The sequence below is a fragment of the Azospirillum canadense genome (assembly GCF_025961225.1).
GTDB classification, from domain to species: Bacteria; Pseudomonadota; Alphaproteobacteria; order Azospirillales; family Azospirillaceae; genus Azospirillum; species Azospirillum canadense.
The window spans coordinates 66,128-79,708 of record NZ_JAOQNG010000010.1 but is presented as its reverse complement, the minus strand read 5'-3'; the positions used below and the strand labels follow the sequence as shown (position 1 = coordinate 79,708).

Here is a 13,581-nt window from a genome sequence, read left to right as displayed (position 1 = left end):
GGCTGCGCTAGGGTGCGGCTGACGCGTGAGACAGGGCACCAGCGAGACAAGACAGCCATCATGAACGGACCGCCATGAACGGACCAAGACGCATCGGCCAGGCCGTACCGGAGGTGGCCGGCAAGGCGCTGGGCAAGCGCGGGCTGGCCTTCGGGGCGCTGATCAACGATTGGCCGTCCATCGTCGGCCACCAGCTGAGCCTGCGCACCGCCCCCGACAAGCTGAGCTTCCCGCGCGGCAAGCGCGAGGACGCGGTGCTGCACATCCGCGCCATGGGCGCCATCGCGCTTGAGCTTCAGCACCTGGAACCGCAGATTGTGGAGCGCATCAACAGCTTCTTCGGCTACCGCGCGGTGGCGAGGATCAAGCTGATCCACGCCGCCCCGATCTCCGCGCCCACGCCGGTGGTCCGCCCCCGCACGCTGACCATGGACGAGGAGCTGTCGGTGATGACCACCACCGCCACCATCGAGGACGAGGAACTGCGCGCCACGCTGGAGCGCTTCGGCCGCTCCCTGCTGGCGCGTCCTGCCGCGAAGCCGGGCCCGAGACCGGTCCCGAAACTGCCGCAAAAGGGCTGACCCCCGCAGGGAAGCGCAGGCTGGACCATACTCTTGCCGCAAAGCGGTCGTCTTCAGTATAATATCAACATCTGGTAGGGATGAGGCCAAAGTGAACCGCAACCTTTTGGGCATTCTAACCCTGCTCGGCATCGGAATGGCTCTGATCGTCGGGCTCGCCATCGCCGGATCCCGGCCGTCCAACGGGCAGACCCTGCCCCTTCAAGCCCCCATGCAAGTGGCCGAAACGGCGCCCCTGCCCCCGCTGCCGGACCTGCTCGCCGACCGCGTGCTGGGCGACCCGAACGCGCCGGTGACCATCCTCGACTATTCGTCGATGACCTGCCCGCATTGCGCCGCCTTCCACACGGAAACCCTGCCCAAGATCAAGGAGAAGTACATCGACACCGGCAAGGTGAAGCTGGTGTTCCGCGACTTCCCGCTCGACCAGGCGGCGCTGCGCGCCTCCATGCTGGAGCGTTGCGCCCCGGCGGAACGCTACTACCCGCTGATCGACGTCCTGTTCAAGAGCCAGGCGCAGTGGAGCCGCGGCTCCGACCCGGCCAAGGCGCTGGCCCAGTACGGCAAGCTGGCGGGCATGAGCCAGGCGACCATCGACGCCTGCCTGGCGAACCAGCCGCTGGCCGACGGCATCCTGCAAAGCCGCCTGACGGGAGCCGACAAGCACAAGGTCGAGTCCACCCCGACCTTCATCCTGAACGACGGGGCCGCGACCATCAGCGGCGCGCAGTCGTTCGAAACCTTCGCCGCGGCGATCGACAAGCTGCTGAAGTAAGACCGTGCTCTTCACGCGCCTCCGCCTGTCCGGCTTCAAGTCGTTCGTCGACGCCACCGAGCTTGTGATCGAGCCCGGCATGACCGGCATCGTCGGCCCGAACGGCTGCGGCAAGTCGAATTTGGTGGAGGCGCTGCGCTGGGTGATGGGGGAAACCTCCGCCAAGAAGATGCGCGGCGACGACATGGACGACGTCATCTTCGGCGGCACGGCCAACCGTCCGGCGCGCAACCTGGGCGAGGTCGCCCTTCTCATCGACAACCGCACGCGCACCGCCCCCGCCGGCTTCAACGAGCATGACGAGCTGGAGGTGACGCGGCGGATCGAGCGCGGCAACGGTTCCGACTACCGCATCAACGGCAAGCTGGTGCGCGCCCGCGACGTCCAGCTGCTGTTCGCCGACAACGCGTCCGGCGCCAACTCCCCGGCGTTGGTCAGCCAGGGCAAGGTCGGCCAGATCATCAACGCCAAGCCGCAGGACCGCCGCATGCTGCTGGAGGAGGCGGCGGGCATCACCGGCCTGCACTCCCGCCGGCACGAGGCGGAACTGCGGCTGAGAGCGGCCGAATCCAACCTGATGCGCCTCGATGACGTCATCGGGGCGATGGACACCCAGCTGCAAAGCCTGAAGAAGCAGGCGCGGCAGGCCGCCCGCTACCGCAACGTGTCCGAACAAATCCGCAAGGCGGAGGCCGTGCTCTGGCACCTGCGCTGGATCGCGCACGAGGCCGAGCTGTCGCGCGCCCGCGCCGCCCACGCCACCGCCGAGGGCGCGGTGCGGGAGCTGATGCTGGCCGTCACCCAGTTGACCACCCGCCGCACCGACGACGCCGCCGGCCTTCCGGAGAAGCGCCAGGCCGAAGCCGCCGCGGCCGCCGGCCTGCAACGGCTGGTCATCGCCAAGGAACAGCTGGACGCCGAGGAAAAGCGCGTCGCCGAACAGCAGCGCGCGCTGGTTTCCCGCCTCCAGCAGATCGCCGGCGACCTGGGCCGCGAGGAAGCGCTGGCCGCCGACGCCGGCGACGCGCTCGCCCGCCTGGAGGCGGAGCGCGACCGCCTGCTGGCCGCCCAGGACGACGAGGAGATGCTGGAGGAGGCCGCCCGCGAGGCCCTGGCCGAAGCGCGCGAAGCCGTCGACACCCTCGACCGCGAGCTGACCCGCCTGACCGAGCAGGTCGCCGCCGACGAGGCCCGCCGCGCCGCCACCCAGCGGCAGGTCGCTGATTTTGAAACGCGGGCCGCCGGCCTCGCCAAGCGCCTCGCCGAGCAGCAGGCCCAGCGCGAATCCCTGGAACGGGACATCGCCGCCCGCGCCGACGTGGCGGAATCCGAACTGGCCGTCGAATTGGCCGAACAGCGCCTGGAGGAGGCCCGCGACGCCGCCGAGCGGGCCGAGCGCGCCAAGTCCGACGCCGAACCCGCCCAGGCCCGCGCCCGCGAAGCCGTGCAGACCGCCGAATCGGCCCGCGCCAAGCTGAAGGCTGAGGAAAAGGCCCTTTCCGAACTGCTGGCCGCCGGCTCCGGCGACCTGTTCCCGCCGCTGGTCGACGCCGTCACGGTGGCCTCCGGCTACGAGGGCGCGCTGGCCGCCGCGCTCGGCGACGCCCTGACCGCCCCGCTGGACGAGGCCGCCCCGGTCCACTGGCGCGACCTGCCGCCCTACGACAAGGCCACTCCCCTGCCCGCCGGCGCCGAACTGCTGGCCGAACGCGTCAAGGGTCCGGCCGCCGCCGCGCGCGCCCTGTCCCACATCGGCGTGGTGACCGACGCCACGTCCGGCGCCTCCCTCGCCTCCACCCTCGCCCCCGGCCAGATCCTGGTCAGCCGCGACGGCGGGGCGTGGCGCTGGGACGGGCTGACTGTCCAGGCCGGCGCCCCCACCGCCGCCGCCGTGCGCCTGAAGCAGCGCAACCGTCTGAACGAACTGCGCGGCGAGCTGGACATCGCCGACGAGCATCTGGATACCGCCCGCGAGGCGCTGGACGACGCCCGCCGTGTCGTGGAGGAGGCCGCCCAGGCCGACCGCCGCGCCCGCGACGCGGTGCGCGACGCCTTCGCCGGCGTGACCGTTGCGCGCGACCGCCACGCCAAGCTGGCCCGCGAGGCCGACGCCGCCGCCTCGAAACTCGCCGCCCTGGTGGAGGGCATCGACCGCCTGGCCGCCGACCAGCAGGACGCCGACGCCAAGCTGTCGGAGGCCCGCGAGCTTCTGGACGCCCTGCCCGACGCGCGCGAGGGCCGCGACGCCGTCAACGACCGCCGCGCCACGCTGGCCGAGCGCCGCACCGTACTGGCCGAAAGGCAGAATGCGCTCGACCGCCTGACCCGCGAGGCACAGTCGCGCCGCCAGCGCCTGTCGGCCATCCAGCAGGACGTCGCCTCCTGGGGCACCCGTTCCGCCGGGGCCGGCGGCCGCGTCGCCGAGCTGAGGCAACGCGCCGAGGCCGCCGAATCCGAACTGTCCCAGCTGCAAAGCCGCCCCGCTGCCATCGAGGCCGACCGCCAAGCCCTGCTCGGCCGCATCAGCGAAGCCGAGCGCGCCCGCAAGCGCGCCGCCGACGTGCTGGCGGAGGCCGAAACCCGCCTCGCCGAGACCGAAAAGGCATTGAAGCAGGCCGAATCCGGCCTAGCCGACGCCCGCGAGGCCCGCGCCCACGCGGAGGCCGCGGTGTCCGCCGCGCTTCAGAACGGCCAGTCCTTGACGGAGCGCATCGCCGAACGCCTGAACTGCCGCCCCGAACAGACCCGCGCCGCCGCTGAGCTTTCCCCCGACGAGCCCATGCCGGACGTGACGGCGCTCGAATCGCGGCTGGAGAAGCTGACCCGCGAGCGCGAGAACATGGGGCCCGTCAACCTGCGCGCGGAGATCGAGGTCGCCGAACTGGAAACGCAGATCACCGCGCTCCAGACCGAGCGCGAAGACCTGATCAGCGCCATCGCCCGCTTGCGCCAGGGCATCGCCAGCCTGAACCGCGAGGCGCGGGAACGCCTGATCGCCTCCTTCGACAGCGTGAACCGCAACTTCCAGGACCTCTTCACCCGCCTGTTCGGCGGCGGCAAGGCCCACCTGGAACTGGTGAACGCCGAGGACCCGTTGCAGGCCGGCCTGGAAATCTACGCCAGCCCGCCGGGCAAGAAGCTCCAGGTCCTGTCCCTGCTGTCCGGCGGCGAACAGGCCCTGACCGCCCTCTCCCTCCTCTTCGCCGTCTTCCGCTCCAACCCCGCCCCCATCTGCGTGCTGGACGAGGTCGACGCCCCCCTGGACGAGGCCAACGTCGGCCGCTTCTGCGACCTCGTCGACGACATCGCCCGCGAAGGCAACACCCGCTTCCTGATCATCACCCACCACCGCCTGACCATGGCTCGCGTCGATCGCCTGTTCGGTGTCACCATGGTCGAACGTGGCGTGTCGCAGCTGGTGAGCGTGGATTTGAAGCGCGCCGAGGAGCTGCGGGGCGCGGCGTAAACACTCCCCACAACACTCCGCACCAAGTCCCCTCTCCCGCCCCGGGAGAGGGTGGCGCGAAGCGCCGGGTGAGGGTCCCGCCAACTGGTGGGTCCTCCATGATCAACATCGGCGCGCCTTTCAGATGTAGCCCCCGCGCCCATTGCTTTCATAGCTCCTTCGAAGTAGGATTTTTCTCCCAAAGACCGACCCCAAAGGCCCCGCCGTGCGACATCACCGAATTTCATGTCTCACAGTGCTTCACGGCGTTTCATTACCCGCCCCCGGCGCTTACGATGAACCGTGGAACCAACCATTCCGGCCTACAGACCGGCAAGGAGAACGCAGTGGAGCGCGCGGACTTTCTGATCATCGGCGGCGGCATGGCCGGGGCCTCGGCGGCTTACGAACTGGCCGCGCACGGCAGCGTTACCGTGCTGGAGCGGGAGAGCCAGCCCGGTTACCACTCCACCGGACGGTCGGCGGCGCTCTACACCCAGACCTATGGGCACCCCACCGTCCGCGCCCTGACGGTGGCGAGCTGGGACTTCTACACCAGCCCGCCCGGCGGCTTTTCCGAGCACCCGCTGCTGACCCCGCGCGGCGTGCTGCTGATCGGCCGCACCGACCAGACCGCCGCGCTGGACCGGGACTTCACCGAGGGCCGGCGCCTCACCCCCAGCGTGGAACGGCTGGACGCCGCCCAAGCCCTGGCCCGCGCGCCCTTCCTCCGCACCGACTATGTCGCCGGAGCGGTGTGGGAGCCGGAGGCCATGGACATGGACGTCCACGCCATCCACACCGGCTACCTGCGCGGGCTGAGGGCGCGCGGCGGCCGGCTGGTCACCGACGCGAGCGTCCAGGCGCTGACGCGCCGCGACGGGCTGTGGGTCGCGGAGACTCCCGCTGGGACCTTCGCCGCCCCCGTGCTGGTCAACGCCGCGGGCGCCTGGGCCGACGTGGTGGCCGAACTGGCGGGGGTCCGGCCGCTTGGGCTGGTGCCGAAGCGGCGCACCGCGCTCACCTTCGATCCGGTCTTCGCCGACCCGGCCGACGCCGCCGGGCTGGATGGTTGGCCCATGGTCATCGACGTAGACGAACAGTTTTACTTGAAGCCCGATGCCGGGCGCCTTCTGCTCTCCCCGGCCGACGAAACCCCAGTGGAACCCTGCGACATTCAACCGGAGGAGTTGGACGTCGCCATCGCCATCGACCGGCTGGAACAGGCGGCCCGCTTCAGCGTTCGGAGAATCGCGCACAAGTGGGCGGGGCTGCGCAGCTTCGTCGCCGACAAGGTGCCGGTGGCCGGCTTCGACGGTAACGCGGACGGTTTCTTCTGGCTGGCCGGCCAGGGCGGCTACGGGATCCAGACCGCGCCGGCCATGGGCCACGCCGCCGCCGCGCTGGCGACGGGCGGTTCCCTGCCGGCGGAGGTCGCGGCGCTGGGCGTGCGCGCGGGGGATTTGGCGCCCTCCCGCCTGCGGGGCGCCTGAAGAGGGAGCGACCATGATGGGCAGGACAGGCGGCGTTGCGATCCGGTTGTTGACGTTCACGGGCCTCTGTGCGGTCGCGGCCTGCGCCAACCCAGCGGCGGACAACGCCATGTTCGCCCAGGATGCCCTGATCGGCCTGCCGAAGCAGACGCTCCTGTCCTGCGCCGGCGTGCCCAACCGGCAAGCTGCTGCCGGCGACCGGGAATTCTTCACCTACAACAGCAGCAAGCTCGTCTCCTACCCGGCTTGGGGCGGCTACGGCGGCTATTGGGGCGCGCCCTACGGCTACGGCTGGGGCGGTTGGCCCGGCTACTACGCCGCCGACGTCTACAGCGTGGATTGCGAAGCGACCTTCACCCTGCGCAACGGGGTGGTGGAACGGATCGTCTATGGCGGGGCGTCCTATGGGTCGTCCCGGCTCGGCCAGTGCTACGCCATCGTGCAGAACTGCCTGGCGCAGATCCCGCGGGCTACGGTGCCGCCGGGTAACCGACCTCCTCAGTAGGAGAATTTGTCCATGCGACATCTCGCCGCTGTTGCAAAGCCGCCGCAACACGACGGATTGGTTGCACTTGTGTAGCAACCCTACAAAAACTCTGGTAATACATCTCCAGGCATAAGCCAAAAAACGAACATCAGCACAATACTGCCCTGGAGCGAGATCCCATGACTTTCCTGAAGCGCGCCGCCGCCGCCCTGCTGGCGACCACGGCTCTTGCCGCCGTTTCCTCTCCGTCGCTGGCCCAGGATTTCAAGGGCAAGTCCGCGGGCGACATCGTGATCCGCGCGCGTGGCCTGGCCGTGCTGCCGCAGGAAGACGGCAAGCTGAAGCTGAACGGCGCCACCGACATCGGTGAGGCGAACGTCGGCAACGACTACATTCCGGAACTCGACTTCTCCTACTTCGTCACCGATAACATCGCGCTGGAACTGATCGCCGGCACCAGCCGCCACAAGGTTTCCGGTTCGCTGAACGGCCTCGGCAACTCGGTCGACATCGGCAAGGTGTCGCTGCTGCCGCCGACCCTGACCGCGCAGTACCACTTCTTCACGAAGGAGCGCGTCAGCCCCTACATCGGCGCCGGCATCAACTACACCCTGTTCTACCGTGAGGACGCGGCCAAGACCCCGAACGGCATCGGCCTCGCCATCACGAACACCGACTATGAGAACCGCTTCGGCTTCGCCCTGCAGGCCGGTGTGGACGTGGCCATCTCCGGCCCGTGGTCGCTGAACTTCGACGTCAAGAAGATCTTCCTGAAGACCGACGTAACCGCCCAGACCAACCTGGGCCCGGTCGTGAAGTCGAAGGTCCACCTCGATCCGTGGCTGGTCGGCGTCGGCGTCGGCTACCGCTTCTAATCTGCGGGCCGGGGCGCGCGCTCGGGCGCGCATCGCGGCTATCGGAAACAGGCCGGGTACTCCGTTGGGAGTGCCCGGCCTGTTCTTTTTCGAGCCTTCCACCACGGCCAATGCTGCGGGAGCATCAGCTATGCGACATCCGCAAGGGAGGAAGGACCAACATGCACATCGCCGCCGTACTGAAGCGGAAGGGCAGCGCCATCATCGCGGCGCGTCCTGACGACCCGGTCGCCGCCGTCGCCCGCACGCTCGCCCAGCACCGGATCGGTGCCGTCCTGATCATGGGGGACGACGGAACGCCCGTCGGCATCCTGTCGGAACGCGACATCGTTCGCGCCGTGGCGGCGGATGGCGCCCAGGCCCTGGAACGGCCGGCCGCCGACCTGATGACGCGCGACCTGGTGACCGGCCGGCCGAGCGACACCGTGTCCCAAATCATGGTCGTCATGACGGAGCGCCGCATCCGCCATCTGCCGATCGTGGAGAACGACCAGCTCGTCGGCGTCGTCAGCATCGGCGACGTGGTCAAAGCCCGCCTCGACGACGCGGAGTTGGAGGTCGAATCGCTGCGGGGCTATGTCGCCGGCATGGGCTGAGCCAGCCGCGCGGGCGAAATCCCCTCAAACGCGAAGCGCCCGCGGAATCGTCCGCGGGCGCTTCGCATGTCGAGCGCTTTGTCGTTCGGCCGGTCAGGCCGAATGGGATTGCGGGAAGGCCATCGCCGCCTGGGTGCGATTGCGCACGCCCAGCGACTTGAAGATCGCCGTCATATGGATCTTCACGGTCCCTTCCGACAGCCCAAGCTCATGGGCGATCTGCTTGTTGGACTTGCCTTCGCGCAGACGGTCCAGCACCTCGCGCTGGCGCTGGGTCAGCAGCTGCTCCAACTGCGGGTCGGTCGGCGGCATGGCGCCGGCCCCCGAACCGATCCGCGTCTCCGCCTCGCTGCCTTCGCGCAGCACGGTGGGCGGCACATAGACGCCACCGGAGAAAATCAAGTCCAGGGCGCTCAGCATGATCTTCACGCTGGACGACTTGGGGATGTAGCCGGAGGCGCCGTGTTCCAGCGCGTCGCGCACATCGTGATGCGCTTCCGACGCCGAAACCACCACGACCTTGGCGTCCGGTTGGCGTTCGCGCAGCATCTGGATGCCGGAGAAGCCCGGCCAACCCGGCATGCGCAAATCGGTCAGGACGAGGTCGTAGGCCTCTCCTGCGCCAGCCTTCTCCAGCAGCTCATCGAAGTTGCTGGCTTCCTGGAAAGAAGCGCCTTCCTTCAGCTGCTCCAGCAGCCTGCGCAATCCCTCCCGGAAAAGCACATGGTCGTCTCCGATCAGGATCTTCATGAGCGATGCTCCCGTACGCAGTGCTTCAATGTTCTGTCACACGGTTTCGGAAAAAATTCGGGCCATTTCGACCATCATATGACCCAAATCCAAAAGATATATAAAGGCCATACCTAGTGTAATGTCTATTCAGATGTACCACATTTCGGCGTGCGCGGACAACCTGAATTTAACCTTTGTCACACTCATAGGCATACACCGGCATAGAAGGCCCCACGACGGCAAGGGATATGGAGCGGGCATCATATAGCCTTCGACGGCCGGTGGGAACCACCCGCACAGCAAAAAGGCATCTTAAGGAAGAGGTCGCATGAGACAAGCCCGCATTCCCCTTATGCGCTCTTCTTTATGAAAAAGGACCAGGACTGGCGCTTTCATACCAGTCCCGGCCCAGCAGCAAAAACCTCGTCTGGAAACGTTTTAAAACGCGGGCTCGTCAAGCTCCATCACCGGCTTGGCCCCGGCCATGATGGTGATGAACAGGGCGTTGGTCTGCGGAAGCAGTTTGGCCATGTAGAAGCGGGCGGTCTTGACCTTGGCCTCCAGGAAGGTCGCGTTGCCCTCCCCAGCCGCCAGCCGCATTCGGGCCGCCTTGACCATCCGCAGCCACATCCAGCCGAGCGCCACGAAACCGAACAAGCGCAGGTAGTCGCTGGCGGCCGCCCCGGCCTCCTCCGGATCCTTCAGACCCTTCTGAGCGATCACCGCCGTCGCCTGCTGCAGCTTGGCGAAGGCCTTGGCGAGCGGCAGGACGAACTCCGCCAGTTCCTCCGTCTCCATGTCCGCCTCAATGTCCGCGGCGACCGGGTGGAAGAAGCGGCGCAACAGGCGGCCCATGTCCTGCGGCATCTTGCGGCCGACGAGGTCGAGCGCTTGGATGCCATTGGTGCCTTCATAGATCTGGCAGATGCGCGCGTCGCGGACATACTGCTCCACCCCGGTTTCCCAGATGAAGCCGTGGCCGCCATGCACCTGGACCGCGATGTTCGCCGCGTCGAAACCGATGTCGGTGAACAGCGCCTTGACGATCGGCGTCATCAACTGGACGAACTCGTCCGCCTCCTTCCGCGTCCGTTCGTCCGCGTGGCGCTCGGCGACGTCGAGTTGGTAGCCGACCAGCGCCCCCAGCGCGCGGGCGCCCTCCGTGAAGGCGCGGGCGGTCAGCAGGTTCCGCCGCACATCCGGGTGGACGATGATCGGGTCGGCCGGCTTGTCCGGATGCTGCGCGCCCTTCAGCGACCGGCCCTGGAGACGCTCCTTCGCGTAGGCGACCGCGTTCTGGTAGCTGACCTCAGCCACCCCCAAGCCCTGGATGCCGACGGCGAGGCGGGCCGCGTTCATCATCACGAACATGGCGCGCATGCCCTTGTGGGGCTCCCCGACCAGCCAGCCGGTGGCCTCTTCGAAGTTCATGACGCAGGTCGAGGACGCCTTGATGCCCATCTTGTGCTCGATGGAGCCGCAGGCGACGCCGTTGCGCGGCCCCACTGTGCCATCCTCGTTGGGCAGGAACTTCGGCACCAGGAACAGGCTGATCCCGCGCGTCCCGGCCGGAGCGTCGGGCAGGCGCGCCAGCACGAGGTGCAGGATGTTCTCGGTCAGGTCATGCTCGCCGGCGGAGATGAAGATCTTCGTGCCGGTGATGGCGTAACTGCCGTCCTCGCGCGGGACCGCCTTGGTCCGGATCATGCCGAGGTCGGTGCCGCAATGCGGCTCCGTCAGGCACATGGTGCCGGCCCAAGTGCCGTCCACCAGCCGGCCGAGGAAGCGCTGCTTCAGTGGGTCCGACCCATAGGTGTGCAGCGCGTTGTAGGCGCCCAGCGACAGGCCCGGATACATGCCGAAGCTGAGGTTGGCAGAGCAGATGAACTCCTCCAGCATCGTGTTGACCAGCTTCGGCAGGCCCTGCCCGCCGTAGGCCGGGTCGCAGGACAGGCCCTGCCATCCCGCCTCGATGTACGTGTTGTATGCCTCCTTGAAGCCCTTGGGCGTACGGACCACGCCGTTCTCGAACGTACAGCCTTCCGCGTCGCCGGACTGGTTCAGCGGGAACAGCACCTCCTCGCACAGCTTGGCGCCTTCCTCCAGCACCTGGGCGATCAGGTCCGGCGTCGCGTCCTCGTAGCCCGGCAGTTCGGCCAGTTTTCCCGCGCCGACGATTTCGTCGAGGACGAAGCGCACATCCTCCAGCGGAGCCTTGTAAATCGGCATTTTTCGCGTCCTCCCCGATCAGTTCCGCAGCGGCTTGCCGGTGGTGAGCATGTGCTCGATCCGGTCGATGGTGCCGTCGGTGCGCACCAGTTCCATGAAGGCCTTGCGCTCAAGACCGAGCATCTGATCTTCGGTCACCGGCTGGGTGACGTCGGCTTTGGGCCCGCCGGTCAGCACGCCGGCCAGCTTGCCGCAGACGACCATGTCGTGCGGCGTGGCCTTACCCTGCAGGGCGAAGCCCTCCAGAAACAGCTCCAGCGCGGCCGTGCCGGTCGGGCCGGGAAGCGTGTAGGTCGCCTTCTCCGGCGGGCTGTAGTTGGCCGCCAGCTCCAGCGCCTTTGCCTTGGCGTCCGCCAGCAACCGGTCGCGGTTCATGGTGATGCCGTCGGTCGGTCGCAGGTACATCAGGTCCTTGGCCTCCGCCGCCGACTTGGCGACCTTAGCGAGGCTGATCGTCTCGAAAGCCGTTGCGATCGGGGGCATGGGGCCCTTTGGCGCCCTGGGGTTGGCCGCGGCGCGGGCCAGCATCTCCGTGCAGCCGCCCCAGGCTGGGATCAGCCCAACGCCGACCTCGACGAGGCCCATGTAGGTTTCGGCGTGGGCCTGGACATGGTCCGAATGCAGCAGGATCTCGCAACCGCCGCCCAACGCCAGCCCGCTGGGGGCCGCCACCACCGGGAAGGGCGCGTATTTCAGCGCGCGGTAGGTGCGCTGACCGGCCTCCACCATCTCCTCGATCTGCGGCCACAGGCCGATGTTCAGCACGAAAAGGGCCAGACCAAGGTTGGCGCCGACGGAGAAGTTGTCGGCCTCGTTGTGGATGACTAGGGCCTTCCACGCCCCCTTGCCGTCGCCGATCAGCCCAATGGCCTTGCCGTAGGCGGCCATGATGTCGCCGTCCAGCGCGTTCATCTTGCTGGTAAATTCGACGCACAGCACGCCGTCGCCGATGTCCCACAGGCTGGCCGAGCCGTTCTTCCACACCGGCTTCGACGCCCGCTTGACGTCGGCCAGAAGCAGCACGCCGTCGGGCCGCACCACTGTGTCGTAGACGCCTGCCGTGGTCAGGTGCTGGAGCTTGCCATCCTCCACCCGGTAGAAGGGCCGCCCCGCGGCCTGTTCGACCAGCGGCGGGACCGGAATGCCCTCGCTGCGGCAGAGTTCCGCGAACCAGTCCGTGCCCAGCCGGTCGATCAACTCGAACGGCCCCTGCTTCCAGGCGTAACCGAGCTTCATGCCCTCGTCGACCGCGACGATGCTGTCGGCGATCTCCGGCACCAGCGAGGCGGCGTAGGCCAGCGTGTGGGCCAGAACCCTGCGGGCGTATTGCCCGGTCCTGTCCGGGAACTCGGCAAGCGCCTTCAGGTCGCGGCCGGCGGCCGTGACACTCTCCAGCTTCGGCTTGTCGGAGCGGCGGTATTCGCCGGTCGCCAAGTCGATGGCTTCCTTGACCTTGCCGCCACCCGCCCGGTTCAGGCGGTAGAAGCCGCCCTTGCCCTTGCGGCCGGTGTAGCCCTCCGCGATCATCCGCGTGATCACCGGGTGCTCCCGGAACGCGCTCCGGTAGGCGTCGTTTTCCGGCAGGGTCCCCAGCAGGCTCTTCGCGATATGCGGCATCAGGTCGAGCCCGACGAGGTCCACGAGGCCGAACACGCCCGTCTTCGGAATGCCCATGGGACGGCCGACGACGGCGTCCGCCTCCTCCACCGTGAGGCCCAGCTCCACGGCAGCGTTGATGGCCGTCTGGATCCAATAGACGCCGATGCGGTTGGCGATGAAGCCCGGCGTGTCCTTGCAACGAACCACGCCCTTGCCCAGCTGCCGGTCGCAGACATCGGCCACGGCGGCCAGCGCGTCGGCACGCGTCTTATCGCCGCCCACGATCTCCAGCAGGCGCATGTAACGCGGCGGGTTGAAGAAGTGGGTGATCATGAAGTCGCGCTGGAACGCTTCCGACTGGCCCTCCACCAGCACGCCCAGCGGAATGGTGGAGGTGTTGGACGACACCACGGAGCCTTCCTTGCGCACCGGGTCGATGCGATTGTAGAGGTCGGCCTTCACGGCCGGGTTCTCCACGATGGCCTCGACGATCCAGTCCACGTCGGCCAGCAGGTGCAGGTCGTCCTCCAGGTTGCCCGGGGTGACCAGCTTGGCGTTCTTCGGGTGCATGAAGGGCGCGGGGTCGGCCTTCAGCAGCTTCTGCAGCGCCCCCTTGGCGATGGCGCTGCGGTCGTCCCCTTCCTTCGCCGGAATGTCCAGCAGGACGACCGGGATGCCGTCGTTCGCGAAATGGGCGGCGATGCCGCTGCCCATGACGCCGGAACCGATCACGGCGGCGCGTTTGATGTTCATGGTCGTTGCCTCCCTT

10 protein-coding genes are annotated in these 13,581 nt (G+C 68.1%); 7 read left to right on the top strand and 3 right to left on the bottom strand.

What is annotated here, in order from left to right:
* Positions 1 to 74: 74 nt before the first annotated feature.
* From M2351_RS36075 to M2351_RS36045, 7 genes are all read left to right on the top strand, one after another.
* Positions 75 to 581, top strand: a complete 507-nt coding sequence (locus tag M2351_RS36075) for a DUF721 domain-containing protein (RefSeq protein WP_264660801.1) — start codon at positions 75 to 77, stop codon at positions 579 to 581.
* 91 nt (positions 582 to 672) lie between these two features.
* Positions 673 to 1,356, top strand: a complete 684-nt coding sequence (locus M2351_RS36070) for a DsbA family protein (RefSeq protein ID WP_264660800.1) — start codon at positions 673 to 675, stop codon at positions 1,354 to 1,356.
* Between the two features lie 4 nt (positions 1,357 to 1,360).
* A complete protein-coding gene (gene smc / locus M2351_RS36065; RefSeq protein ID WP_264660799.1) occupies positions 1,361 to 4,822 on the top strand; it encodes a chromosome segregation protein SMC in 3,462 nt (1,153 codons plus the stop codon).
* 275 nt (positions 4,823 to 5,097) lie between these two features.
* Entirely contained in the window at positions 5,098 to 6,294 is a 1,197-nt protein-coding gene (locus M2351_RS36060; RefSeq protein WP_264660798.1) for an NAD(P)/FAD-dependent oxidoreductase, read from the top strand.
* A gap of 13 nt (positions 6,295 to 6,307) precedes the next feature.
* Positions 6,308 to 6,799 carry a hypothetical protein gene (locus tag M2351_RS36055; protein WP_264660797.1) on the top strand — a complete coding sequence of 164 codons (492 nt, stop codon included), beginning with the start codon at positions 6,308 to 6,310 and terminating at the stop codon, positions 6,797 to 6,799.
* Positions 6,800 to 6,960: 161 nt separating this feature from the next.
* On the top strand, positions 6,961 to 7,656 hold the full coding sequence (locus tag M2351_RS36050; RefSeq protein ID WP_264660796.1) for an OmpW/AlkL family protein: 696 nt from the start codon (positions 6,961 to 6,963) through the stop codon (positions 7,654 to 7,656).
* 161 nt (positions 7,657 to 7,817) lie between these two features.
* Positions 7,818 to 8,252, top strand: a complete 435-nt coding sequence (locus M2351_RS36045; RefSeq protein ID WP_264660795.1) for a CBS domain-containing protein — start codon at positions 7,818 to 7,820, stop codon at positions 8,250 to 8,252.
* A 93-nt stretch (positions 8,253 to 8,345) separates the two neighbouring features.
* Here the strand turns inward: M2351_RS36045 and M2351_RS36040 are convergent, their stop codons facing one another.
* From M2351_RS36040 to M2351_RS36030, 3 genes are all read right to left on the bottom strand, one after another.
* A complete protein-coding gene (locus tag M2351_RS36040) occupies positions 8,346 to 9,002 on the bottom strand; it encodes a response regulator (protein ID WP_264660794.1) in 657 nt (218 codons plus the stop codon).
* Between the two features lie 420 nt (positions 9,003 to 9,422).
* The gene (locus M2351_RS36035; protein WP_264660793.1) at positions 9,423 to 11,213 is read right to left on the bottom strand and encodes an acyl-CoA dehydrogenase C-terminal domain-containing protein; all 1,791 of its coding nucleotides are present in this window, start codon (positions 11,211 to 11,213) and stop codon (positions 9,423 to 9,425) included.
* 18 nt (positions 11,214 to 11,231) lie between these two features.
* Positions 11,232 to 13,565, bottom strand: coding sequence for a 3-hydroxyacyl-CoA dehydrogenase/enoyl-CoA hydratase family protein (locus M2351_RS36030; RefSeq protein ID WP_264660792.1), 2,334 nt, complete (start codon positions 13,563 to 13,565; stop codon positions 11,232 to 11,234).
* Positions 13,566 to 13,581: the final 16 nt, after the last annotated feature.